This window comes from Klebsiella sp. 7-CIP_Kleb. (genome assembly GCF_050378655.1).
GTDB classification, from domain to species: domain Bacteria; phylum Pseudomonadota; class Gammaproteobacteria; order Enterobacterales; family Enterobacteriaceae; genus Klebsiella; species Klebsiella quasipneumoniae.
Genome location: NZ_JBNRLJ010000001.1, coordinates 278,196 through 302,699 on the forward strand (window position 1 = coordinate 278,196; position 24,504 = coordinate 302,699).

Sequence of the window (24,504 nt, forward strand, 5' to 3'; positions counted from 1 at the left end):
GAGGAAAACCGCCCGCCAGAGGCACAGCGGCAGGTCATGGCGCACCACCTCGGTGCAATGTGATGCATTGGTTGCCTTTTTATGAATCAAAAGTTTCTTTATGTTGCATTAAGAATCTATCGTTTCATAAGCCTGGTTCAGCAGCGGAGGGAAATGATGCATCATTCGAATAATTTAAGTTGATGATTTTGAAGTGTTAATAAATTTATTCGTGCGCTTTTGTCGTCTCTGGCCTGCTTTGTGCAGTAGCCCATGCACTTCTCTTTGCTACGGGATAACACCATGTCTGACGAACATCACAGCGGCCTGCTTTACGGCCTCGAACAGCGGATCCCACCGCTTCCTGCCTTTTTTAGCGCCCTCCAGCATGTGCTGGCGGGTCTGGTGGGGATCATCACGCCGCCGCTGATCATCGGCGCCACCCTCGGACTTGGCGACTGGCTGCCGTATCTCATCAGTATGTCGCTGCTGGCTTCGGGTATCGGTACCTTTCTGCAGTCCAACCGGGTCTGGGGCATTGGCGCCGGGATGATCTGCATGCAGGGCACCAGCTTCGCCTTTCTGGGCGTGGCGGTAGCCGGAGGGATGTGGGTGAAAGCGCAGGGCGGCGGGCCGCAGGATATTATGGCGATGCTGTTTGGCGTTAACTTTGTCGCCGCCCTGGTGCCGGTGATTGTCAGCCGCTTTATCGAACCGCTGAAGAAAATCTTTACCCCTATCATTACCGGCAGCGTGATTGCGCTGATCGGCATCAGCCTGATCAAGGTCAGCGTCATTAACTGGTGCGGTGGGGAAAAGGCGCAGGATTTTGCCAGCATGAGCAATATCGCGCTCGGGGCGGGTACCCTTGGCGTTATCGTCCTGCTGAGCTGCGCCAAAAACCGCTGGCTGCGGCTCTCCTCGGTGGTGGTGGGCATTGCCGTGGGCTGTGTGGCGGCAGGGCTGAGCGGTCAGTTCCATCTTCACAGCCTGGGCGATACCCTGTTTCGCCTGCCAACGCTGTTCCCGTTTGGCTTTCAGTTTAACAGCGCGATATTTCTGCCGGTGGCGCTGGTGTCGCTGGTGTGTATTCTGGAGGCGGTGGGCGATCTGACGGCCAACTCGCTGATTTCACTACAGTCTGTTGACGATCGCGCTTTCCGCAACCGGCTGAAGGGCGGTATCCTGGCGGATGGCGTCAGCTGCATGGTGGCCGCAATGCTCAGCGCCTTTCCAAACACGACTTTCGCGCAGAACAACGGCGTGATCCAGATGACCGGGGTGGCCAGCCGCTATGTCGGACGCTACATTGGCGTAATTCTGATCCTGCTCGGGCTGTTCCCGCCGGTGGGCGAACTGTTGCGGCAGATCCCGGCGCCGGTGCTGGGGGGCGCTACGATGGTGATGTTTGGCTGCGTGGTGGCGGCCGGGATCCGGATCATTACCCAGAACCCGCTCACCCGACGCGATGTGCTGATCGTGGGTCTGGCGTTTGGTGCGGGTCTTGGCGTGGAGTCGGTGCCGGCGTTTCTCAGCCATTTTCCGCCGATGGTCGGCGATCTGTTCGGTTCCGCGGCCACCAGCGGTGGGCTGGTGGCGATAGCGATGAACCTTGTTCTGCCGCAGGAGCAGGCGGCGACGAAAACGATAAGGAGTCAGGATGATCGCGCTGAGTCAGTTTAACAGCCTGAGTGGCGATGAGGCAGGGGAGCTGCTGGCTCCCTGTGTGGCGATCCCGGCCTGGAGCGATAAGCTGGTGAACTTGCGCCCCTTCGCCAACCGTGAAGCGCTGCTGCAGGTCGCCCGGGAAGCGATGGGCGACTGGGGAGAGAACGATCTGAACGCGGCGCTCAGCGCCCATCCGCGGATCGGCGAAAAACCGAGCGGCAGCCAGGCGCACGCGACGATGTCGCGCCAGGAGCAGTCGGCGGTGGACAGCGATAATGAAAGACTGGCGCAGGCCCTGCGGGAGGGGAATGCCCGCTACGAAGCCCGCTTTGGCCGGGTGTTTTTAATCCGCGCCAAAGGGCGCAGCGGCGAAGAGATTCTGCAGGCGCTGACGCGCCGGCTGCAGCATACCGCTGACGAAGAAGTGGCTGAGGCGCTTGCCCAGCTGCGGGAAATTACGATGTTAAGACTGGAAGGAGCGATTGGCGAATGAGCACCCTGAGCACCCATATTCTGGATATTTCCACCGGCACGCCGGCTGAAGGCGTCGCGGTCAGCCTGAGCCGGGAGGGCGAGACCCTGGCGAACCTGGTGACCAACGCCCAGGGGCGTATCGCCACCTTCAGCTCCGCGCCGCTGCCGGCGGGGCGCTACCGTTTAACCGCGGAAACCGGGGCGTGGTTTGCCCGTGCCGGGCGCGAGAGCGTTTTTACCCGGGCGCAGATTGATTTTGTCATTGGCGAGGCGGCAGAGGACCATTTCCATCTGCCGTTTCTGATCGCCCCGGGCGGGTGGTCGACCTACCGCGGCAGCTAAGCCCGGCTGCGCGTTGCCCGAGTGACAGCCATTGCCGGGCGGCGCTGCGATTGCCCGACCTGGATGATGATGAAACTGGTAGCGACAGCCCGTAGGCCCGGTAAGGCGCAGCCGCCACCGGGCAGACCACGTTGCTCCGGCTGCCATCCCTTCTGCTTTATCCCTACGTAAGGATAATCATTGACTTATCCCCACCAGGGGATAAACTTGACATTATCCCTTGCAGGGTATAAAACCAGTTTTATCCCGATAGGGGGATAAATGATGGTGAGGAACAAGGCGATGAATTCCCCGCAGATATACAGTCCGGTTCAGCTGGCCAATTACCTGAAACTGCTGCGCCAGCAAAATCACTGGACTCAGGAGGCGCTGGCCAGCCGGATCGGCATTAAACAGGCGACGCTGTCCAATTTTGAAAATCACCCCGACAAAACCACCTTAACCACCCTGTTTAAGATCCTCCAGTCGCTGGGGGTGGTGATGACCCTGAACGCCAAACCGGCAGAGACGGCGATGATTCCCGATAACACCACGGATCTTGACTGGTAATGGCGACGCTCACCACCTGGATGAACAATGCGCGCGTGGGAACCTTAACCCGCCAGGCCAACGGGGCGCACAGTTTCCGCTATGATGAGGAGTGGCTGCGCAGCCCGCGCGCCAGACCGCTCTCCCTCTCGCTGCCGCTGCAGTATGGCAATATTACCGCCGACGCGGTGTATCACTATTTTGATAACCTGCTGCCCGACAGCCCGCAGGTCCGCGAGCGGATCGTCAGGCGCTATCAGGCGCGTTCGAAACAGCCGTTCGATCTGCTGGCCGAGGTCGGGCGGGACAGCGTAGGGGCGGTGACTCTGCTGCCGCCGGGGGAAGAGGCGCATCTTGCCGCGTTGCGCTGGCAGACGCTGGATGAGGCGCAGCTGACCGCTTTGCTGACCGCCTACCAGTCGGATATTCCTCTCGGAATGGTGACCGGCCAGGACGATTTTCGTATCTCGGTGGCCGGCGCTCAGGAGAAAACCGCGCTGCTGCGAATGGGCGAGCACTGGTGTATTCCGCAGGGCACCACCCCGACCACCCATATCATTAAACTGCCCATCGGCGAGATAAAGCAGCCCAATGCGACGCTGGATCTGCGTGAAAGCGTGGATAACGAATATCTGTGCCTGGCGCTGGCCAGGGCGTTGGGCCTGGCGGTGCCGGAGGCGGAGATTATCAACACGCCGCGGATCCGTGCGCTGGCGGTGACCCGCTTCGACCGGCGCTGGGCGCAGGAGGGGCGCGTGCTGCTGCGTCTGCCGCAGGAGGATCTGTGTCAGGCATTCGGCATACCGTCGTCGATGAAATATGAGTCTGACGGCGGGCCGGGTATCGCCGCGATCATGACCTTTCTGCTGGGCTCCAGTGAGGCCCTGAAAGATCGCTATGACTTTATGAAGTTCATGGTGTTCCAGTGGCTGACCGGGGCTACGGACGGGCATGCGAAGAACTTCTCGCTCTTTTTGCTGCCCGGCGGCAGCTACCGGCTCACGCCGTTCTACGACATTATTTCGGCATTTCCGGTGCTGGGCGGGACGGGACTGCATCTGCGCGACCTGAAGCTGTCGATGGGGCTCAATGCCACAAAAGGGCGGAAAACGGAGATTAACGCTATCTATCCGCGTCATTTTCTGGCGACCGCCAAAGCGGTTAACTTCCCCCGGGAGCAGATGCTGGCGATCCTGGGCGAGTTTGCCGACCGCGTGCCGCAGGCCATCGAAAGCGCCCGCCAAACGCTGCCGTCGGACTTTTCCGCCCACGTCTGGCGGGCCATCACGGAGAACATGCTTAAACTGCACGCCCGCCTGCAGCAAGGGCTGCTGGCGGGATAGCGAAGCCGGTTGGCGGTTAGCTCTGCGGCGGCCCCCAGCGGCTGCGCAGGTAGTTAACCGCCTGGCGGGTCTGCGGCTGATTGAGGTTGTTTTCGCGGAACAGGATGGTGCCCTGGATCTGCGGCAGGGACTCATTGAGGTCGAGCTGTTTTTTCAGCTCCGGCACGCCGCCATCCACCGTCCAGTCAGGCTCATTTTTGGACGGTTCACCCACCTTGTACAGGGCCACGCCGATATACAGCCGGGTATGCGTCGGCTTGACCACCTCGGCCCACCAGTTGGCCAGCACATCGTAGCGCGCCGCATCGCGGGCAAACGGCCAGTAAATCTGCGGGGCGATGTAGTCGAGCAGCCCCTGCTGCACCCAGCTGCGGGTATCGGCATAGGATTCATCATAGGCGGCCGCGCCACGGGTATCAGACCCCGCCGGATCGTGGGAGCGGTTGCGCCACACCCCGGCCGGGCTCACGCCAAACTCGACGTTCGGATTGAGTTTTTTAATGGTCGCGGAGACCTGGGCAATAAGCTGCTGAGTGTTATGCCGCCGCCAGTCGCCCTTCGAGGCATAGCCCTGCCCGTAACGACGGAAGGTCTCGTTGTCGTTAAGCGGGGAAGAAGCGGTTTCGGTGTAGAAATAGTCATCGAACTGCACGCCGTCAATCGGGTAGTTCTGCACCACTTCAGCGACAATGCTGGTGATCCAGTCACGCGCTTCGGGAATACCCGGGTCGAGAACAAAGCGATCGCTGGCGGTGCGGATCCAGTTACGGTGCAGGACGAACACGCTGGCCGGCACCTGAGTGAGGGTGTTGTTCAGCTCGGCAATCGTCGACGGTTTGGTGTTGACCGAGACGCGGTAAGGGTTAAACCATGCGTGGACCTTCATGCCGCGCTTGTGCGCTTCATCCAGCATAAACTGCAGCGGATCGTAGCCGGGGTATTCGCCGATTTTGCCGGTCAGCATATCGGACCACGGCAGAATATCCGACCGCCAGAGCGCCGTACCGTCCGGTTTCACCTGGAAAAAGACGGTGTTGATCCCCAGGCGCTGCAGATTATCGAGTTTGGCGATCAGCGCCAGCTTCTGCTGGGTGATGCGGCTTTCCGGCGTACTGGCGATAATTGACCCGACCGGCGGCCAGTCAAGGCGCGAGACGGTGGTCAGCCAGACGCCGCGTACCGGCTCCCGGTGCGTCTGACCGGCTTTAACGGCCGCGCTCTTCGGCGGCGTGACGAGGGATTTGGGGGCCTTACTGGTGCAGCTGAACAGCATGCCGGCGGCGATGAGCGCCGCGCCTGCCAGCGCCACTTTGCTGGCTAGGGGGAATCGACGAGAATGGCTGATGATGAACTCCCGTGTAATCAGATCGTCGCGTGTAGGCGCTATTCTCTTACGATTCGCCGGCCAGAGCAATTCCTTGATTGGACTGTTGACATCAGGTGGGAGAGGTCAGTCGGGCTCCCACGCCAGAATATCGCCAGGCTGACACTCGAGCGCCTCGCAGATGCGCGACAGGGTATCAAAGCGGATGCCTTTGACTTTACCTGACTTGAGCAGCGACAGGTTCTGTTCGGTAATGCCTACAAAGGCCGCCAGCGCCCTGGACGTCATCTTTTTTTCCACCAGCAGTTTGTCCAGATTCACCACCACAGCCATCGTTAAATAAACTCCTTATTCTCTTCTTCCGCACGGATCCCGTGGAGCATGGCGTGAAATGTCACAAACAGCAAGCTTCCTGTCAGCAGCAGCACCCCGTCGCTGAGCAGAAACACCACCTGGTAATAAGGCTGCGGCCACCAGGCGAGCAGCGGGATGAGAAAGCGGCAGACCGGCAGTAAGATCCCCATCCCCACCATGGCCAGAGCGATGTAACGAACGCTGTGCGCCAGGGAGAGGCTGAGCACGCTGCGCTGGCGGACGCTACGGGTTACCTTCATGCCCTGCCAGATAGCGAACGCGAACAGCCCGGCCGGAAGATACAGCAGGGCCAGCAGCAACAAACGTCTCGCCATCCCCGGCGCCTGGGCCGGGTTGTCGGTTAACGGCACTTCAGCAAAGTGCAGCAGGGTGGAAAGAAAATATCGTTCGCCGGTAAAGAAAATCCACAGCGGCACGATCAGGGCGAGCATAAAAAAGAGGGGCAGTATGCCGCTAATAATAGCCAGACTCAGCCGGGTTCTGGATTGCTTCACAATTTACCTTCCTGATTGATGAGAATAATTAAAGCACCAGCCGCGTCAAGCATGACATAAGGGCCACGGCGAAGACAACGCTCATCGCCCGGACGCCGCGTCGACGGCTGGCAAACCACGGACGGGTCCAGACGCGGTAGAGGCTGAGGGTGATGAACGATGCCTGGATGGTCCAGGTCAGCATCCGAAACAGGTAGCCCATTTTGCCGAGATTCTGCAGGGTCTGGAAAACCTCGGCGAGATAAATAACCCCGGTCACCAGCAAAACATAATTGAGCAGGCGTATTTTTCGCTGCGCCAGCCAGTCGCCGGAAATAAACAGGATCACCGACAACAGCGTTAACAGCGCCCAGAGGATGTCAATTCCGTTCATTACGCGCCTCCTGTTCATCAGGGGTGGCAGCCAGTAAGAGCTTGATGGCAGGCCCGATCACCGGCCAGGCGGTATCGGAGAGGAGCACTACCGCGGTCTGTCGCTGTCGGTCGAAGGCCATCATTGCCGCAAAGCCGCCACTCTGCCCGTCATGCCAGACGATCTCCCGTCCGCGGACGCGGGTAGTGAACCAGGCATAACCCACCCGGGAATCGGGATCATCGGTGGCGAACAGGGGGGGCATGCCTTCACTGCCCGCCAGGTTTCCTGCCAGCAGCGCCTGGGCATATTTCGCCATATCGACAATCGTGGCGCGTACGCCGCCGGCGGGGGCGAAGGCGTCCATCACCCATGGCTGCTGAGGGAAACCAGAGGCTGACCAGCCCACGGTAAACGTCGGCGAGGCTGGAGTATTGTGCCGGGCCACTTCCGCGTCCTGCATTCCGGCGGGGGCAAAGACCCGTTGCGCCATCAGTGTGGCAAAATCGCGATGAGACGCCCGCTCCAGCGCCAGTCCGAGCAGGGCAAACCCGGCGTTGGAATAATCAAACCATTTCGTCGGCTGCAGGGTGGCCTGGTTCATCATCGCGATCAGCGCGGGTCGATCGTAGCGCCAGGGATTCTGCCGCCGGGCAATGTCGCTCAGAATAGCCAGCCGCTGCCCAACCGACGCGGTAAGCGGTGGCAGTCCTGAACGGTGAGAAACCAGTTGCTCCAGGGTAACGTTCCGCACCGGGCTGACAATCTCCGGGACCAGCGCCGACACCGGCGTCTGCGCGGTGACTTCGCCGCGGCGAATAGCCTCCAGCAGCAGGCTGGCGGTCATGGTTTTGCTCAGGCTGGCGATCTCATACTGCGTCGTATACTCGCTCCCCCACAGGCCGTAACGCACCCCCTGAGGGGTAATCAGCGCGGCGGCGACCTGTCCGCGGGCGCCATTGAGCAGGGGCGTTAATATCGAGACCAGCTGTTTATCCCCCGTCGTCCGGGAGCTGGGGGGATGAAAGCCGGGCTGCAGGGCGATCCCCGCCGCCACAATGACGGTAAAAACCAGCACGGCGGCAATGATCTGTCTGTCCCGGCGATAGCGGTTCCAGCGCATGTTTTCTCCTTAACGCGGTACGACATCCAGGTGAGGGAATACCGTTTCTCCCTGGTGTTAAAGTGAGCGCAGGTTAGCCTGGTGTTTATCGTTTTACAATAAATTTTTATCGTTTTATGATTAACTTTATGAGGAGTAAAGCAGACACACCCGGCGCGGTGTGGAGAACGCGGGGGGCAATAGAGGCCAGGGGATAAAGTGCGCTGACGAAGGGCGGTACTCGCCAGCGAGAAATGTCGGCTATGCCGATATACCGGGAGAAGAAAACTTAGCGGATCCGCGACTGCTCGTCGTCGCGTAACGTCAGCACCTCAAATCCGTTGGCGGTGACGGCCACGGTGTGTTCCCACTGCGCGGAGAGTTTTTTATCGCGGGTGACCACCGTCCAGCCATCCTTTTTGGTCTTGATACGACTGTCGCCCTGGTTCACCATCGGTTCAATAGTGAATACCATGCCTTCCCGCAGCACCGCGCCTTCACCGGGCCTGCCGTAGTGCAGCACCTGCGGCTCTTCATGCATTTCCTGACCGACGCCGTGACCGCAGTATTCTCTGACCACGCTGTAGCCATGGTCCTCGACCCAGCGCTGAATGGCATGGCCGATGTCGCCCAGCGTCGCGCCGGGTTTCACCACCTCAATGCCTTTCCACATGGCTTCATAGGTGGTCTTTACCAGCCGGCGAGCCAGCGGGGAAACGTCGCCTATCAGGTATATCTTACTGGAGTCAGCGATCATGCCCGCTTTCTCGAGGGTGATATCGACGTTAACGATCATCCCGGAGCGCAGATGCTCGGTCGCCTTCGGGATCCCATGGCAGACCACATCGTTAATTGAGGTGTTCAACACATAGGGAAAGTCGTATTGCCCCTTGCTGGCCGGGCGGGCGTCCAGCTGGTTGACGATAAAATCTTCCACTCGATCGTTGATTTCCATCGTCGTCACGCCGGGGACGATAAAGGTATCCAGCATGTCAAACACCGATGCCAGCAGCTGGCCGGCATGGCGCTGGCGCGCGAGCTCATCGGCGGTTTTAATGATTATTGATGGCATTGATCACCTCCAGCAGACGGTCAGAGCCGGATTTCAGCATCAGCAGTTTGATCTGCTGGTGGTTAAGCTCGGGGTAGAGTTCGCTCATCATGCCCAGGCGGATCCAGTATTCCGCCTGGGCATTAACGGAGCGGGACATGGCTTTGCTGGCATCACGAATGTCATCGTGCAGCAGATCGGAGATTTTGACGATTCCCATAGAAACAGACCATATATGATTCGTAGATGTATCGTATAGAAACCAGCGCGGGATGTCCTTGGCATTTTGTGGCGTGGGTGACGAGCGTCATGCAAAAAAGCCCGACCAGCGGGCTTATTTACCGTATTTTTACAGGTTAAAAATTCGCGCGGCTCACCATGGCGAAAATTACCCATTAGGTTATTGGTATGCGGAATGAAAATAACATGATGACGACGCATCAATATATTTTATGCAGGTGTTAATTTTGCGTATGAATATTCTCCCGTCAGGCCGGGAATCCGGGAAATTTACAGCGCGTCAGTGAGTTTATCCACCACCACTTTACCCGCATTATCGAACTGCGTAATGCGGAAGCTGTCGCTCCAGGAGCGGCGGGTGGTGAAGCGGTCAAACAGGGATACCCGGCCTTTACGCTGGCCATCTTTACTTAAAATAACCCATTCAGTTACCGAAGAATAATGCTGACTATTGTCATGACGACTCTGTTGTTCAACCAACCGATCTTCTTTTTCCACTTTTAAATAATCACGCAACATATTTAACCTCCATAGAAAGTATTATTAACATTACTCTTTTTATTTATTCTTTCAATCAAACTTTTTAATCAATAAAAGTAACTATTAGTGGGCGACCTAAGTGCGAAAATCGCCGAGGTTATCCCCCCGAAGATGGTCTGGCCCACTACGCTTAACAGGAGTGTCCGCCGCGCGATCGGCGGTTGTCCGGGCCGGAAAGGCGACCATAAAACACCTTAACCTTGTATTCATTATGGGCGTGATTCTGTTATATCTAATGCGTTTTGCCACGACCGAGCCACAGAGAGCGCTGTACCATGAGTAACGATCACCTGACGGACATTGCCTATCGCCACTTTATTGAAAGTGTTAAAGATTATGCCATCTATATGCTGAGCGCCGACGGGACGGTCATTAGCTGGAATGAGGGCGCCCGCCGGGCAAAAGGGTACCTGAGCGATGAGATCATCGGTCGCTACTTCGGTCTCTTCTATAGCGAAGCCGAACAACTCTCCAGGGTGCCGGCGAATAATCTGCAAATTGCCCTGCGTAGCGGGCAGTTCGAAGGCGAAGGCTGGCGGTATCGTAAAGATGGCTCCCGGTTCTGGGCGCATGTCATGATCAATGCCATCCGCGATGAGCAAAATAACCTGCTGGGCTTTGCCAAAATTACCCGCGACATCAGCGAACAGAAGGCGATCAATGACCGCATCGCGTGGATGGCGCGTTACGATGCGCTGACCGGTTTACCCAATCGGGTGGAGTTCTTTGAGCGGGTGGAAAAGCTAATCACCGGGAATGACGCCCGCCGCTTTGCCGTTTTCACCATCGATTTAGATAAGTTTAAAGAGATTAACGATCAGCAGGGCCATCTTATTGGCGATCAACTGCTGCAGCGCGTGGCAGGCGCCGTACTCAAAACGCTGCAGAAGGAGGAGATGGTCGCCCGCTTCGGCGGCGATGAGTTTGTGGCCGTCAAACCTTTTGCCGATGAAAGCGAGGTGGACGCCTTTGCCGCCCGTCTCTGGCACTGCTTCAGCGGTAAGCAGACGTTTGCCGCGACGGAAGTGATCCTTTCCGCCAGCATGGGTATCTCCGTCTACCCGGAGGACGGGACGGATATTAATACGGTTCTGAGCAATTCCGATCTGGCCATGTATCGGGCAAAGAGCAGTCTCGACCACAAAATTTGCTGGTACGAACGCGAGATGGACGACAAGACGCGGCAGCGGAATATGATGGCCGCCGACATCCGCCGCGGTATTCAGGCGGGGGAGTTTTCGCTTCACTATCAGGCGATCCGCAATATTAAAGATCGTCGCATCACCGGTTATGAAGCGCTGTTGCGCTGGCAGCATCCTCAGCTGGGCGCTATTCCGCCGGACGTGTTTATTCCCATTGCCGAAGAGAGCGGCGCCATCGTGCCGTTAGGCTACTGGGTGCTGGAGCAGGTGTGTAACGAAGCGCTGGAAAAGGGTCTCAACAGAAAAATTTCGGTCAATATCTCGCCGGTGCAGCTGCGTCATCGTAGCTTTATCGAAAAAGTCCGCGAGATCCTGATGCGTACCGCCTATCCGGTCAGCCTGCTGGAGTTTGAGGTTACCGAGACGGCGTTTATCGTGAACAAGCAGCTGGCATTCAGCGTCCTGCATCATCTGCAAAAGATGGGGATCAGTATCGCACTGGATGATTTCGGCACCGGCTACTCCTCCCTGAGCATGCTGCGCGATTTTCATTTCGACGTCATCAAGCTCGACCGCAGCTTTATGCTGGATGTGGAGAGCAATCCCCAGGTCCGCTCATTCGTGCGGGCCATTATTTCGCTGGGCAACTCGATCAATACGCCGCTTATCGCCGAGGGCGTGGAAACCGCAGGACAACTGCAGATCCTCGAAGAGGAGGGATGTGACGAAATGCAGGGGTTCCTGTTCGGCGAGCCGGTCGATATTAAACACCTGCCCGATCAGCGCTGAATCGCCCGCCGTCCGCTGGTGGGCGCAAGGTCATCACTGATGCGCAAGCGCTGCCTGCCCGGAAAGGTGCAGCAGCGCGGAGCGCAGGGAGACCTCGAACATCTGACCATGGGTCAGCCCAGGGTAGCGCCAGAAGGCCACCCGCAAGCCGTTGTCCGCCAGTTGCTGTTGGGTCTGACGCAAAACCGCCAGGGAAGCCACGTGCCCGGACGGCTCTCCAGGGGCTTTGCCATCCCCCTCCAGCAGATACAGCGATTTCCCGACGAAAGCCGCGGCATCGATGTTGTTGCTGTCTTTAAGCGGAGACTCGAGTGCCTGGCCGAGCGACGGGCTGGTGGAATAAAAGATATGGAACAGGTCGCTCTTACGCCACGCGTCGAGTACAAACAGTCCGCCATAGGAGTGACCCCAAATAGCGCGCTGGCGGGGATCGATTTTCAGCTTAGCTTCTGCTTGCGGAACCATCGTTTCGCTCAGCAGCTGGCGAAACAGGTCATTACCCCCGGTTTTTCGCGGCGGCAGCGCGGATTTTCCGGCGCGAGGTTGATGCGTCTTAAGCGGCGGAGTGTAATCCCAGGCCCGGGCGGCGGTATCGAAGGGCAGCGCCGTCTGGTAACCAATAGCGACGATGACCGGCGGGGAACCAGCGGAGAGCTGTTTCAGAAACGCGTCGTTGAGTTTATCCATCACCGCGTTGCCGTCCAGCATATACAGCACCGGATAACCGGCGGCCGGCGGCGCTTTATCCGGCACCGCGGTCCACACCCGGTAATGGCGTTCGCCATCGGCAGAGTCGTACTGGCGCTGGGTAAAATGATAGAAAGCTGACCCTTTGTCCGCAATATTCGGCCCCAGCGGCTGCAGATCCGGCCGGGCGAAACTGCCGCTGCTGTAGAAGAGCGCGGCGCCTATCGCCAGCGTCAGCAATCCGTGCGCCTGCCGCGCTGTGATGATCCCTGAATCCTGCTTCACCTCGTCTGTCCCCCATTTTCTGTCATCTGGCGTTTTGCCTGGGCTGACACGTTAGCATAGCTTCATTGATAATGGTTCTCATTTCTTTTCATGCGCGCTGTAGCAGGCTGCATGCCGCTAAGGCTGGTGGCGGAATCAGTCTAACTGGAGGAGAGATGGCCGCCTGTCGGCGGCCGTGAGAGAAAAGTCAGGACCGATCGTGAAGGGTGCTAAGCAGTTTTTTGACCAGCGGGGTAAGCGCCATAAACAGCAGCGCAATAATGACAATCAATAAGATAGTCAGACCTTTATGGTGATTGATAAGCACCAACAGCATTGCCAGCGTCATGGGCATGCTCCTTTAATAACGGTATTCAGCGCCGCTGAGGTGAATGAAATTCAGTAGAATGGTCATCACCACCCAGGCCAGCAGCAGAAAGCGTCGTCTGTCGCGTCGCGCTTCCAGGGCGGCGAAATAATTAGCGCTATACCAGGTCGATATAATAATAGCCAGCGTGATGATGACCTGCCAGACCGCCTGACGATAGCCTGTCACGATGCTTATCCCGCGAAAGCAGAGGACGATCGCGATACCATTAAGCGCGTTACACATCAGCCATCCCCACAGGCTTGCGGGCCGGCTAAATAAATATCCAAATCGTAAAACCAATGTCGTATACACCTTTCCAAAATAATCGCGCTGTAAAATGCAGTTTAACGCTGGAGGCAGTATTGATATAAATCAAAACTAATGGGATAGCGCAGGAATCACTGGCGCGCGGCACTCACGGCCTGAACAGCAAAGCAAAGAATGCAAAGACTTTTAATGTTTAACATGCTGTTTTTATTGGTCATTTTCCTATATTGGATAAGAGCTGTCGCATAATAAATAGAGTTGATAGCCATTCGATATGCGTTAATTTCCCCGGTTATTATTGTGAGTGACGTGATAACGGAGAAAATTAGATTTTTCGTAATGCTTGATTTCTGCGAGACCAATAAAATAAGGCGATGGCCGGGGGCAGAGCCCCGGCCGGTGGCGCACTTAACGCGGTAGCGCGTTATGCTGGAGGATCTTCAGGAAGTCATTTTTGTCGGAGATTAATGACAACGCATTCGCGATCAGCTCATCGCTGAATATCGAGGCTATTTCTTTGAGCACGTCAATATGCTCTTTCTCTTTCGCAATCACGCCAATGGCTATAAACATCACGTTGCCGCGATCCCAGATAACGCCATCAGGAAACTGATAGATCTCAATCCCGGTTTTAAGAATGATATCCGTCGCTGATTTCGGCAGATGCGGCAGGGTGATGCCATTGCCCAAAAAAGTGGAAACCTGATGTTCACGCTCCAGCAGAAAGTGAACGCACTCCTGATTGACATAGCCTTTGGCTTTACACTCTGCGCCAATCATGGCGATGACTTCCGCTTTATTACTGGCCTTGCAGCCGATGTGCAGATTATCCAGCGTGATGTTATCGATCATAGCCAACCTCCCTGGTGAGACGAGTAGATTTTTTATCCTCATGATTCGCTGACAGCTCCGCTTCTAACTGCTCCAGCGATTTATTGGAGGTCTCCGGCAGGGCGAACACCACGAACAGAATCGCCAAATAGTTGATGGCCGCGAAGATAAAGAAGACCGGCCCAAGGCCCAGTTTCGCCTGCAGCAGCGGGAACAGGTAGCTGACCACCGCGTTCATGATCCACATGAAAAATACCGAGATCCCCATCGACAATCCGCGGAATTTCAGCGGGAACAGCTCGGCTAATACCACCCAGGTGATAAAGCCCATCGAACCCTGCATCACGCCGACGAACAGCGCGCCCAGCAGCCAGATAGCGGTGGCTTTGAGGTCGCCCACCAGGGTGTAGTCGACCGCGGCGATAATCAGGTGCAGCGTGGCCATAATGGCGAAGCCGTAGATAATGATCGTCTTACGCTTAAAACGATCGACGAGAAACAGCACGCCAATCAGCATACCGCCGACGGAGAAGACGCCGTTCAGCACGTTACAGATCAGCGAGGTACGCTCTGAGAAGCCGGCGGCACTCAGGATTTCCGTGCCGTAATACATAATCACGTTCACCCCGGTGGTTTGCTGCAGCGCGGCCCAGGTAATGCCCACCAGCAAAATTTTGAGGATCCATGGCGTTTTGAGGATAGTGGTGAAGGTGTTCTGGGTGCTGTACTTATTGCCGGCTTCAATTTTGATCAGGGTGGAGATGTCGTCGAATTCTTTCTGCGCGCGTTCCGCCGGGCGGATCTGTTTGAGAATATGCAGCGCTTCCTCGTGGCGGTTTTTGCTAATCAGCCAGCGCGGACTTTCCGGCGCGCGCCACATGCCAACAAACAGGCAGATAGCGGGGATCGCCTGCACCAGCAGCATATAGCGCCAGACGTCCGGCAGATGGCCCCAGATGATGCCAATGATCGCGTTAATGGCAAACGCCGCCAGCTGGCCGATAACGATGGCGACTTCATTCAGGCCGGTCAGCTTACCGCGCATCTCGGTGGGCGCCACTTCAGAAATAAAGGTGGGGGCGGTGACCGAGGCGCCGCCGACGGCGTAGCCCAGCAGGGCGCGGGCAATCAGCAGGGTAGTGATATCGGGAGCCGCGGCGGAAAGCAGGGCGCCGATAAGAAAAACAAAGGAGAGGAAGAGCAAGTATTTGCGCCGGCCGAAGTAGTCGGCGAACTTACCGCCAAACACGCTGCCCAGCGCGGCGCCGATCAGCAGGACACTCATTACCAGCCCTTCGGTGGTCGGGGTCAGCGCCATGTACTGCTTCAGTGAGGAAAAGGCGCCGTTGATAACGCCGGTGTCGTAACCGAAAAGCAGGCCGCCGAAGGTGGCCACTAAGGTGATCTGATGAAGTCGTTTTCTCTGTTGCTGGTTCAGGTTTGTTATAAATGACATGGTAGTCCCTTTATTTTGTTGAACGACACAAGATAAAAATACATCTCCCCAGTCAGGATTTATCACGCCTGTGTTGTCGTATCTAACTGAATTAAATGATTTTCTTCTTTGTGTAATTGCTCAGCACAAGGCAGGGTACGCTAAGCAATGGCGGTCAAAGAGGTTTACGGCTTGGTGTTGGCATGGATGTCGTCGATATCCGTTCTCCTTTTCGGGTTAGCGGTCTTCAGTGCGTCGGCAGCGCCGACGTTGGCCGCAGGACAGCGCCCTGGTGTGGCACGTTGCTGTCGTTCCGGCGATTTACCGTGCTAAGAATATGGCACAAAGAAATGGAATGAGCATGCTACAAGATCACATTATGAAAATTTAATTTCAAACTGGTGTTGCAGGAAGGTAAATGCATGAAGCCAATCACAATGGCATGCGGCAGTATATCCCTATGAAATGCGGGTTAAATTTGCGAGTTAGTAATAATGATGTTGTTTTCAGTGGGTTAATGTAACTCAAAGAATACAACGCAGATCACATTTTTACGCCATAATATCGAAGAATAGAATTTATATTTCATTACTCTGTTCAGGGAAAATAGTGGCTGGCGATGCTGTGATGTCAGTCTGGCTGGCGTCGCGCAGGCCATTGACGCGTTGGCGCTGAGGGAGGCTATGGAAGGAGGTATCGCGGGATGGATGCCGGCGATAACCCTGCCGAGAGGGGCTCTCACGGCAGGGTTGTGGCAAAAAATCAGTGCAGCGCGGGCCAGTAACCTTCGTTGGCGACGATCAGCTCATCGAGAATCGCTTTCGCCACCGCGGCGCTGGGCACCGTTTTTGACAGGGTGATGGCCTGCCACAGTTTCTGGTAGCTTTTCTCAATCCAGGCGTCAACGACCAGCTTCTCCACCGCTACCTGCTGCTCCATCAGTCCTTTCTGGAACGAAGGGATTTTTCCCATCGCCAGCGGTTCCGGGCCGTTGACGCCCACCAGGCAGGGGACTTCCACCATCGCCGTCTCGTCAAAGTTGGCGATCGCCCCGTTGTTTTCCACGATCAACAGCATCCGCTCCTGGGTGTTAAAGGCGATGGCGCAGGCGAGGTCGACGATGAAGGTGGCATGGGCCCCGGCATGGAAATGCGCGCCTTCCGCGGTGCCGCGACGAGTGATCTCCCGGGCCATATCGAAGACCTCTTTTTCACGTCCGGCCATCACTTCGTTGGCCCGCGTAAAGTCCGGGTCAGAGTGGGCTACCTCGTAGTCAGGATAGAGGTAGTATTTCAGATAAGTGTTAGGCAACGTCAGGGGATCGAGGGCAAACACATCCTTCACTTTTTTAAAGGTTTCGATCCAGCTCGGCGCTTTATGCTGAAAATCTTCTTTTGGGCTACTGTAACCCAGCTCCGCCACGTGACGCTTGAGCGCCGGCATCAGATCGTTACCGGCTTTATCGGTGATGCTGGTCCACCAGCCAAAATGATTCAGGCCATAGTAGCGGACGTTCAGCGCCTTACGCGACGGCAGACCGAGGATATCGGCAAACAGCCCCTCGATGGCCACCGGCATATCGCAGATGTTGATGATGCGCGCGTCGGGCCGCAGGCGACGGGTCGCTTCCGCGACGATGGCCGCCGGGTTGGAGTAGTTAAGCATCCACGCCCCCGGGGCATACTGCTGCATATAATCGACCAGCTCCAGCACGCCGGCAATCGAGCGCATACCGTAGGCGATCCCTCCCGGTCCACAAGTTTCCTGACCCGGCACGCCATATTTCAGCGGGATTTTTTCATCCTTTTCCCGCATCTCATACAGGCCAACGCGAATATGCGCCATCACAAAATCCACGTCGGTGAAGGCCGCCTGCGGATCGGTGGTATAGCTGAATTTTACCTGCGGGAAGCGTTCCGCCACCAGAATGGCGCAGGCGTCGCCGATGGTCTTCTGACGCTCGTGATGGTTATCGTACAGACGGATCTCCCGCAGGGGAAAGCGCGCCATATTTTCCAGCAGCATCATGACAATCCCCGGCGTATAGGTACTACCGCCGCCGGCAATCGTGACCACAAAGTTATCTTTCATTTACCACCTCGTTATTCAGTTACACCCAGACTGGCGTTGACCGCCGTTCGAATTTTGTTAACCCCCAGGCCGTAGATCACCTGAACATGATTACCTTTAATCAGCACGCTGCTCCCGCCGCTCTCTTTTAACAGCGTCTGCTGGATCAGTGCGGGGTCGCGCACATCGACCCGCAGGCGGGTAAAACAGTTTTCCACCGCACAAACATTTTCTTTGCCGCCCAACCCCGCAATCACCATCGCACCTTTGTCTGACTCGCCATTTGCCGGATCCGTCTGTGGGGAACGCACCGCATCGGCAGCGGCTTCGCGCCCCGGGGTAAGCATTCGCAGGCGGTTAATACAGAAGGTGCCGACCAGGTACATGGTGGCGGTCTCCAGCAGCCCGAGGGCGACAAACACCGGCCAGCGCGTCACGCTGGCGCCGGCGGGCAGGTTATAGACGACAAAATCGATAAGACCGTTGGTGGCGCAGACCCGCACGTGAAGCAGCCAGGCCAGCATCTGGAAAAAACCGTCCAGCAGGGAGTAGATAAGCCACAGCAGCGGGGCGGTGAAGATGAAGAGAAACTCAAAAGGTTCGGTGATCCCCACCAGCACGGAGGTGACAATTAAGGGGATCAGCGTGACTTTGAGCCGCTGTTTATTCTCCGGTTTCGCCGTGCGATAGAAAGCGAGCGCCATACCGGCGGTACCGAAAATCTTCACCATCCCATAGGTCAAAAACCGGGCGGAATCACTAAGCGCGTCAACGGGATGACGGGCGATTTCGGCGAGAAAAATAGGCTTGGCGCCAATGACGGTCTGGCCATCAATCAGCAGCTGATCGCCGATAGAGGTAAAGACGAACGGCGACCAGATCAAATGATGCAGCCCGGTGGGGATGAGGAACCGGTTGAGAAAGCCGTACAGGAAGACCCCGATGGCGCCAAAGGATTTCATAAAGCCGGTCAGCGCTGAGATACCCAGCTCCACCACCGGCCAGAGATAGACGGTGGCGATAGCAAACAGGCCCACCAGCGGCAGCATCACGATCAGCACCAGCTTGCTGTTGCCGTAGATCGACAGCGCGCCGCGAAACTCAATGCCAACCACGCGATTGTGAACAAAGGCGACGGCGCAGCCAAGGATAATACCGAGGAACACGCCCATATCGATGACCTGAAAACCGAAGATATAGGTTTGTCCGCTGCCATACAGTTGCGCGTTGGTGGCTCCGGTCGCCAGACGATGGGTCAGGGTCAGCCAGCTGTTGTTCGCCGCCAGATAGACCAGCCAGGTCATGGCCGCCACGAAAGCGGCTTCGGCTTTGCGGGTTTTCGCCAGACCGCTGGCCAGTCCGAGGCAGAACAGAAACCCGAGATTGTTCATCAGCGCCCAGAGCATGCTGGAGACGAATTTCCCCAACAGATAGATCCCGCTACTTTCATCCACCCACAGCCGGTTGGTGGTCATGCTGAACAGGGCGATCAACAGGCCGATAGCCGGCAGATACAGCACCGGCCCGATCATCGCCTTGGAAAAGTCCTGAAGCTTTTTCACGCCAATCATGGTTGTCCTCTCGTCTTCATCGCCCGCTGTCATCACCTGATCAATAGGCTTATCAGACTAGGAGCAGACCACCGGGATCCCGAGCAGGAAAAAGGCCATCTGTGACGAAAGTCATATATATTGTTGCAGGAGAGATATATAAATATAGCCATTTTTATAGATGAGTTAATGTTGGCTATGACGCGTTAAAATTTAATGTTATGAATAAATACAATGTTTTACCTGTAATTGCATTTGACGTCCTCCCGCTCAGCGAGACATCTAAAAGTGATTTATAAAAAGATTGCCACCGAACTGAAGGCCCGCATCAACAGCGACGACTACGCCGTCGGGGATATGCTGCCCAGCGAAAAAGCGCTGGCTGCTGAGCTGCAGGTCTCGGTGATGACGCTGCGCAAAGCGCTGGCGCTACTCGAGGAGGAAAAGCTGATCGCCCGGCGGCACGGCAGCGGAACCTGCATTGTGCGTAAAAGTAACTATCATGGCGGAGAGCTGGAGGGATTTAACTACCAGATGCAGGTGGTGGGGGTCACCAACTACCGCAATAAGGTTATTGAGTTCACCTTGCTTGACGCCCCGCCGGCCATTGCCCAGCAGTTAAAGATCCAGCCGGGAGAAAAAGTCTACTACGTCAGGCGGCTGCGGCTGATTGATGAGGTCCCGATCCTGGTGGAGAACAGCTACATTCCCTACGCCGCTTTTCCGTGGCTCAGCGTGGGTAACCTTGAGCAGTCTAAGTTCAACTATTTCAAAAAAGAGTGCCATATCACCATTATTGAGAGCCACCGCAGCTATACCCCGGTGCTGGCGACCCGCGAGCAGGCGGAGCTGCTGCAGGTGGCGCCTAACAGCCTCCTGCTACGGGTGCAGTCTGTCAGCTACGCCCAGAACCGGGCGATCGTTGATTTCTCAGAGATCTACCAGAACACCAGTAAATACAATGTGAAGCACATTACCCGCCGCTAGGATGATTCCGCCAGCAGCCCCCGGAGGACAAGCTCCAGTCCCAGCGCCAGCAGGAACAACAGAAAGCCCTGACGAAAGCGCTGCGGACTGAGACGCGAGCGGATCCGCTGTCCCAACCACATACCGAGCAGCGCGGGCGCCAGCGCCAGCGCCGACAGCAGCAGCGATTCTGCGCGCCAGCCAGCGTGCAGAGAGAGGCCGGCCGCCATCGCCAGAGTGGAAAGGGTGAACGACAATCCCAGAGCCTGGACCAGTTCGTCGCGACGGAAGCCCAGCGCCTGCAGCCAGGGCACCGCCGGAATAACGAATACCCCGGTCGCCCCGGTGATCAGTCCGGTCAGTCCGCCCATCAGCGGCGACAGGCGCTTTTCCACGCGGGCGGAAACCTGCACCGCCGGACCACGGAGCGCGTATCCGGCATAAGCTATCAGCACGGCGCCCAGCGCCAGCGCCGACCACCGCGGATTAAGGTGGATGAGCAGTGACGAGCCCGCCAGCGTGCCGATAATCATCCCGGTCATCATTAACCAGAGGCGACGCGCAATCTGCGCCAGCGCCGGGCCTGCCAGCAGCTGCCAGAGATTGGTCAACAGCGAGGGGAGCACCAGCAGGGCCGCCGCGGCCGGTGGCGGCATCAGCAGGCCAAGCAGGCCCATCGCCACGGTGGGCAGCCCCATACCGGTCACCCCTTTGACCAGGCCGGCGGCGATAAAGATCAGCAGTAAAAAGAGAGTGTGGAGATCAAACATCATGGCTCACTTATCGGCTCAGAGAAGGGCATTGAAACAGCTGGTCGCGGGAGGGACAATGCGGTATGTTGCCCACAGGCTACGGTAAAACCGAAGGGAAGGAGGGCGTTATGCGACTGGATCTCGCCGATCTGCGGCTGTTTATCGCCATCGTGGATAGCGGCAGCATTACCGGCGGGGCGGCGGCGGCCCATCTGGCGCTGGCCTCCGCCAGCGAAAGGCTGCGCAAAATGGAGGCGGAGGTCGGTGTGCCGCTGCTGCACCGTCATGCCCGGGGAGTGACAACGACCGAGGCCGGGGAGGTGCTGGCGCGCCATGCTCGTCCGTTGTTAGAGCAGCAGCGGCGTCTGCGCCAGGCGATGCACGCCTTCGCCCGCGGTCAGCAGGGAACGCTGCGCCTGTTCGCTAATACCTCGGCGCTGTCGGCTTTTCTGCCGGGCAAACTCGCCGCGTGGATGGCTGCGCATCCTGGGATACAGATCGACACCGAAGAGCGCACCAGCGCGGATATTGTCAGCAGCATTCTGGCGGGCTTAGCGCAGGCCGGGGTGGTGTCCGATGCGGTCGATCCCGGGCCGTTGCGTCTGGAGCCCGTCGCGGAGGATCCCCTGGTGCTGATCGTGCCGCCGGCCCATGCCTTGCGTGAAACCGCCGAAGTGGCTTTCGCGACGATTATCCATGAGCCGCTGGTCGCGCTCTATCAGACCAGCGCACTGCAGCAGCATATCGAAGAGCAGGCCGCCGGGCTCGGCCAGGCGCTGAACGTCCGCATCAGGATGAGCCATTTTGAAGGGCTTTGCGAGATGGTGGCTCACGGTGCCGGCGGGGCGATCCTGCCGCGGGTTATTGCCGAACGCTACCAGCTGCGCTACCGGTTCACCGTTATCACATTGCAGGATCGCTGGGCGCTGCGTCGGCTGTGCCTGTGCTATCAGGATGACGACCGCCTGTCGCCAGCAATGCGCCGCTTGCTGGAGTGGCTCCGCCAGCCCTGAGCCGCTATAAACATGGCCATGACGTAGTGACAGTGTCACTTTTTATGGCGGTTATTGCTACTGACTTCCGTGCCAGAGATGCGATAGTAGACGTCCGCCATTTATTAATACGCGAATCAGGACAGACAAGATGAGTACATTACCAAAGGTCGCGGTGCTGGGACTCGGCGCCATGGGACACGCTTTTGCCAGCAATCTACTGAAGAAGGGCTTTACCGTCGCGGGCTGGAACCGTTCGCCAGCGCGCGGCGAGGATTTACAGGCGCAGGGATTATCTCTGCACGCCACGCCGCAGCAGGCGGTGGCCGATGCTGAGGTGATCATCAGTATGCTCGCCGACGGTCAGGCTACCCTGGAGGTACTGGCGCAAATTGCGCCTGCCTGTCAGCCGCAGGCGATCTATTGCCAGATGGGCACCATTGGCCTGCCGGAGACCCAGCAGGCTATCGCCTTGCTGCGGGAGCTTCAGCCGGCGATGACCTTCGTCGATGCTCCGGTTTCAGGGACCAAAGCCCCGGCGGAGAAGGCGCAGATCCTGGTGCTCGCCAGCGGGGAGCGTGAAAAATGTGGCGCGGCGGAGCAGATATTTGCCGCTATCTCACGTGGGACGCAGTGGTTTGGTGAGGCGGGCAACAGCCAGAAAATGAAGCTGGTCCTCAATGCCTGGCTGATTTCGATGATGCAGGGCATCGCGGAAAGCGCTCAGCTGGCGAAGACGCTGGGCTTTACTCCCGACCAGCTGTGGAGCGCCCTGGAAGGCGGCCCGCTGGCCGCACCGTATGTCAAAGTCAAACTGGACGCCATCGCCAATGAGCAATTCGTGCCGCAGATGCAGCTGGCGCATGCGCTGAAAGATGCCCGGCTGGCGCTTTCCCTGGCCGAGCCGCACACCATGCCGGGGCTGGATAACATCGCCGAACTGTGGCAGCAGGCGGCGGACGCAGGATATGCCGGGCAGGATTTGTCCTCGATATATCAGTGGCTGTCGACGTCGGCGAAAGCGTAGTACCGCATCCTCAGGAAAAAGTGGCCGTGGTGGCCACTTATCCAGAGAAGAGTTATTTCCCGGAGAGAGCCGGGCGAGTGTCGATCCCTTCGTCAATGCGCTTGATCATATAGGGAAAAAACGGATTGGAAGACTGGCGCATCAGCGAGTCCAGGCCCACTACCAGCACAGAACGCTCGCCGCGAGCTGCAAACGTGCCGAGGCTGATCCCGTATTGATTCAGCGGATGGGGATAGCGTCCGTACAGCGAATCGCTCAAGGGGAAGGGAAGCGCGACATGAGAAAGCGAATACACGTCCGGTAAATAATGCAGTCCCTGTAGCTTCTCCACCGTAGTGTCTGTTTTCCCGGCAGGTGTTGTTCGGATCTCCATCTCTGTACTGGCGGAATTGGCGTTAGTGATGATCGTGGTTTGATAAGCTCGCGGCGCTGCGGGCAGCAACCGCGCCAGCGCGGTGTAAGACGTCCGGCGTAATAATGAATTAAACCTGACCGCATGATTTAAATCGAACAGGACAATTTCACTGCCATTATCCGGCAAGCGGTTATACAGCGCCGTCACGATCGCCCGCGTACTGACCGTTGAATCCATGACGGACTGAAAGGTCAATACCGGCGGTAAGCTGTTAAGTTTCTGATTCCTCGCGTCAGCCACTATCTGCTTTTGCAGCGCTTTGGTCAGCAGGAAGGACTGCCGGGCGGCGTTCGTCGGGAAGGAGTTATATTTAAACGGATTAAATTCGGGCATGATGTTTAACCATGCGGCTTTCGAGAAGGCGGGGAGAAACGCGGGCCAGCCCGCGAGGCCGGAAAAACGCGCGAAGCTGGTAATGCCGATCATCGGAGAAATCAGGATCACCCGCTGGGGTTTTGCCAGTTCGGCATTATCCAGCGCGTCCAGCGAATACTTCATTGCCAGCGCGCCGCCGTTGGAAAATCCGACGATATGCAGGGGCGCATCTTTACCCGTCAGTCGTTTCGCTTCTCTCACCGCCAGGCGCGTGGCGGCCAGCCAGTCCTGCCAGTCCACGTCGGTCAGCCCGGCGGGAACCGTCCCATGGCCCGGTAATCTGATACCGATGGCGACATAACCCTGTTGGCGGTAATTTTCGGCGATATGCCGCAGGCTGTAGGGCGTATCCGTCAGGCCATGCAGCAACACCACGGCACCTTGCGGTTTACCATCCGGCATCATGATGTATGACCGATTCCAGTTGGTGGGAAACGAGTCCGGATAGATGGGGCTGTGGCTGTAGTAACGATTCAGTTCGGTTTGCTGCTCAGCGTCCAGCTTATCGGTAACCTGGCGTTTTACCTCACTGAAGAGCGCATTCTCTTTTTTGATGTAATCGTTCCAGTCAGCATTGTCGATTTCATCCGCGTCCATCTCATGCGGAACCCAGGTATGCCAGAGCTGCAGATCGGGCCCGCGCTGAATGTCATAAAGGCGTAGTCCCAGAGCGCCAACGATCAACAGCAGCAGGGACAACACGATACGTTTTAACCAGGTTAGCCATTTCAATGCGTAGCTTCCTTTCTTAATGACATGT

26 protein-coding genes are annotated in these 24,504 nt (G+C 57.3%); 9 read left to right on the forward strand and 17 right to left on the reverse strand.

The window, feature by feature from the left end; genetic code table 11:
* Positions 1 to 282 precede the first annotated feature (282 nt).
* The 5 genes from ACQUTI_RS01380 to ACQUTI_RS01400 all read left to right on the forward strand — a co-directional run bounded on the left by ACQUTI_RS01380 (position 283) and on the right by ACQUTI_RS01400 (position 4,334).
* A complete protein-coding gene (locus tag ACQUTI_RS01380; RefSeq protein ID WP_428923179.1) occupies positions 283 to 1,662 on the forward strand; it encodes a nucleobase:cation symporter-2 family protein in 1,380 nt (459 codons plus the stop codon).
* Entirely contained in the window at positions 1,640 to 2,140 is a 501-nt protein-coding gene (gene uraD / locus ACQUTI_RS01385) for a 2-oxo-4-hydroxy-4-carboxy-5-ureidoimidazoline decarboxylase (protein ID WP_017900378.1), read from the forward strand. Before ACQUTI_RS01380 ends, uraD begins: the two co-directional genes overlap by 23 nt.
* Positions 2,137 to 2,463, forward strand: coding sequence for a hydroxyisourate hydrolase (gene uraH, locus ACQUTI_RS01390; RefSeq protein WP_122543000.1), 327 nt, complete (start codon positions 2,137 to 2,139; stop codon positions 2,461 to 2,463). Before uraD ends, uraH begins: the two co-directional genes overlap by 4 nt.
* A 282-nt stretch (positions 2,464 to 2,745) precedes the next feature.
* Positions 2,746 to 3,012, forward strand: a complete 267-nt coding sequence (gene hipB, locus ACQUTI_RS01395) for a type II toxin-antitoxin system antitoxin HipB (RefSeq protein ID WP_004205921.1) — start codon at positions 2,746 to 2,748, stop codon at positions 3,010 to 3,012.
* Complete coding sequence (locus ACQUTI_RS01400) at positions 3,012 to 4,334, forward strand: type II toxin-antitoxin system HipA family toxin (RefSeq protein WP_043519554.1); 1,323 nt, start codon at positions 3,012 to 3,014, stop codon at positions 4,332 to 4,334. The genes hipB and ACQUTI_RS01400 overlap by 1 nt, the downstream gene beginning before the upstream one ends.
* 16 nt (positions 4,335 to 4,350) lie before the next feature.
* Here ACQUTI_RS01400 and ACQUTI_RS01405 read toward each other — a convergent pair whose 3' ends face one another.
* The 8 genes from ACQUTI_RS01405 to ACQUTI_RS01440 form a co-directional block, all read right to left on the reverse strand.
* Entirely contained in the window at positions 4,351 to 5,643 is a 1,293-nt protein-coding gene (locus ACQUTI_RS01405; RefSeq protein ID WP_023318214.1) for a glycoside hydrolase family 10 protein, read from the reverse strand.
* Positions 5,644 to 5,784: 141 nt separating this feature from the next.
* A complete protein-coding gene (locus ACQUTI_RS01410; RefSeq protein WP_004205917.1) occupies positions 5,785 to 5,991 on the reverse strand; it encodes a helix-turn-helix domain-containing protein in 207 nt (68 codons plus the stop codon).
* Positions 5,992 to 5,993: 2 nt separating this feature from the next.
* On the reverse strand, positions 5,994 to 6,527 hold the full coding sequence (locus ACQUTI_RS01415) for a DUF2975 domain-containing protein (RefSeq protein ID WP_004205916.1): 534 nt from the start codon (positions 6,525 to 6,527) through the stop codon (positions 5,994 to 5,996).
* 28 nt (positions 6,528 to 6,555) lie between these two features.
* Positions 6,556 to 6,900, reverse strand: a complete 345-nt coding sequence (locus ACQUTI_RS01420; protein ID WP_004205915.1) for a hypothetical protein — start codon at positions 6,898 to 6,900, stop codon at positions 6,556 to 6,558.
* Positions 6,887 to 8,002 (reverse strand): serine hydrolase domain-containing protein, encoded by a 1,116-nt coding sequence (locus ACQUTI_RS01425; protein WP_049115414.1) that lies wholly within the window; start codon positions 8,000 to 8,002, stop codon positions 6,887 to 6,889. The genes ACQUTI_RS01420 and ACQUTI_RS01425 overlap by 14 nt, the downstream gene beginning before the upstream one ends.
* A 268-nt stretch (positions 8,003 to 8,270) precedes the next feature.
* Positions 8,271 to 9,053 carry a type I methionyl aminopeptidase gene (map, locus tag ACQUTI_RS01430; RefSeq protein ID WP_122542998.1) on the reverse strand — a complete coding sequence of 261 codons (783 nt, stop codon included), beginning with the start codon at positions 9,051 to 9,053 and terminating at the stop codon, positions 8,271 to 8,273.
* Positions 9,034 to 9,252 carry a ParD-like family protein gene (locus ACQUTI_RS01435; protein ID WP_002904808.1) on the reverse strand — a complete coding sequence of 73 codons (219 nt, stop codon included), beginning with the start codon at positions 9,250 to 9,252 and terminating at the stop codon, positions 9,034 to 9,036. Before ACQUTI_RS01435 ends, map begins: the two co-directional genes overlap by 20 nt.
* 290 nt (positions 9,253 to 9,542) lie before the next feature.
* Positions 9,543 to 9,791, reverse strand: a complete 249-nt coding sequence (locus ACQUTI_RS01440; RefSeq protein WP_004205912.1) for a hypothetical protein — start codon at positions 9,789 to 9,791, stop codon at positions 9,543 to 9,545.
* A gap of 296 nt (positions 9,792 to 10,087) precedes the next feature.
* On the opposite strand from ACQUTI_RS01440, the gene ACQUTI_RS01445 reads away from it, so the two are divergent.
* Positions 10,088 to 11,743 carry a putative bifunctional diguanylate cyclase/phosphodiesterase gene (locus ACQUTI_RS01445; protein WP_049092386.1) on the forward strand — a complete coding sequence of 552 codons (1,656 nt, stop codon included), beginning with the start codon at positions 10,088 to 10,090 and terminating at the stop codon, positions 11,741 to 11,743.
* A gap of 33 nt (positions 11,744 to 11,776) precedes the next feature.
* Here the strand turns inward: ACQUTI_RS01445 and ACQUTI_RS01450 are convergent, their stop codons facing one another.
* The 7 genes from ACQUTI_RS01450 to ACQUTI_RS01480 all read right to left on the reverse strand — a co-directional run bounded on the left by ACQUTI_RS01450 (position 11,777) and on the right by ACQUTI_RS01480 (position 19,238).
* Positions 11,777 to 12,715 (reverse strand): alpha/beta hydrolase, encoded by a 939-nt coding sequence (locus ACQUTI_RS01450; RefSeq protein WP_108432960.1) that lies wholly within the window; start codon positions 12,713 to 12,715, stop codon positions 11,777 to 11,779.
* Between the two features lie 187 nt (positions 12,716 to 12,902).
* The gene (locus ACQUTI_RS01455) at positions 12,903 to 13,043 is read right to left on the reverse strand and encodes a hypothetical protein (protein WP_004205909.1); all 141 of its coding nucleotides are present in this window, start codon (positions 13,041 to 13,043) and stop codon (positions 12,903 to 12,905) included.
* A gap of 12 nt (positions 13,044 to 13,055) precedes the next feature.
* The gene (locus ACQUTI_RS01460) at positions 13,056 to 13,307 is read right to left on the reverse strand and encodes a hypothetical protein (protein WP_004205908.1); all 252 of its coding nucleotides are present in this window, start codon (positions 13,305 to 13,307) and stop codon (positions 13,056 to 13,058) included.
* Positions 13,308 to 13,739: 432 nt separating this feature from the next.
* A complete protein-coding gene (locus ACQUTI_RS01465) occupies positions 13,740 to 14,183 on the reverse strand; it encodes a PTS sugar transporter subunit IIA (RefSeq protein WP_004205906.1) in 444 nt (147 codons plus the stop codon).
* Positions 14,173 to 15,618, reverse strand: coding sequence for a sugar porter family MFS transporter (locus ACQUTI_RS01470; RefSeq protein ID WP_017900389.1), 1,446 nt, complete (start codon positions 15,616 to 15,618; stop codon positions 14,173 to 14,175). The genes ACQUTI_RS01465 and ACQUTI_RS01470 overlap by 11 nt, the downstream gene beginning before the upstream one ends.
* 741 nt (positions 15,619 to 16,359) lie before the next feature.
* Positions 16,360 to 17,688: a 6-phospho-alpha-glucosidase gene (locus ACQUTI_RS01475; RefSeq protein WP_032456040.1), complete on the reverse strand. Its 1,329-nt coding sequence runs from the start codon at positions 17,686 to 17,688 to the stop codon at positions 16,360 to 16,362.
* Positions 17,689 to 17,699: 11 nt separating this feature from the next.
* Entirely contained in the window at positions 17,700 to 19,238 is a 1,539-nt protein-coding gene (locus tag ACQUTI_RS01480; protein ID WP_122542996.1) for a PTS transporter subunit EIIC, read from the reverse strand.
* Positions 19,239 to 19,505: 267 nt separating this feature from the next.
* Between ACQUTI_RS01480 and ACQUTI_RS01485 the strand changes: the two genes are divergently transcribed.
* On the forward strand, positions 19,506 to 20,204 hold the full coding sequence (locus ACQUTI_RS01485) for a GntR family transcriptional regulator (RefSeq protein WP_004205898.1): 699 nt from the start codon (positions 19,506 to 19,508) through the stop codon (positions 20,202 to 20,204).
* Here ACQUTI_RS01485 and ACQUTI_RS01490 read toward each other — a convergent pair.
* Positions 20,201 to 20,953: a sulfite exporter TauE/SafE family protein gene (locus ACQUTI_RS01490; RefSeq protein WP_122543052.1), complete on the reverse strand. Its 753-nt coding sequence runs from the start codon at positions 20,951 to 20,953 to the stop codon at positions 20,201 to 20,203. The genes ACQUTI_RS01485 and ACQUTI_RS01490 overlap by 4 nt on opposite strands.
* Positions 20,954 to 21,063: 110 nt before the next feature.
* Here ACQUTI_RS01490 and ACQUTI_RS01495 point away from each other — a divergent pair, with 110 nt between their 5' ends.
* Positions 21,064 to 21,948 (forward strand): LysR substrate-binding domain-containing protein, encoded by an 885-nt coding sequence (locus tag ACQUTI_RS01495; protein WP_122542993.1) that lies wholly within the window; start codon positions 21,064 to 21,066, stop codon positions 21,946 to 21,948.
* Positions 21,949 to 22,078: 130 nt separating this feature from the next.
* Positions 22,079 to 22,954: an NAD(P)-dependent oxidoreductase gene (locus tag ACQUTI_RS01500; RefSeq protein ID WP_017900395.1), complete on the forward strand. Its 876-nt coding sequence runs from the start codon at positions 22,079 to 22,081 to the stop codon at positions 22,952 to 22,954.
* 52 nt (positions 22,955 to 23,006) lie between these two features.
* Here ACQUTI_RS01500 and ACQUTI_RS01505 read toward each other — a convergent pair whose 3' ends face one another.
* Positions 23,007 to 24,476 (reverse strand): alpha/beta hydrolase, encoded by a 1,470-nt coding sequence (locus tag ACQUTI_RS01505; protein ID WP_004205892.1) that lies wholly within the window; start codon positions 24,474 to 24,476, stop codon positions 23,007 to 23,009.
* Between the last annotated feature and the right edge of the window lie 28 nt (positions 24,477 to 24,504).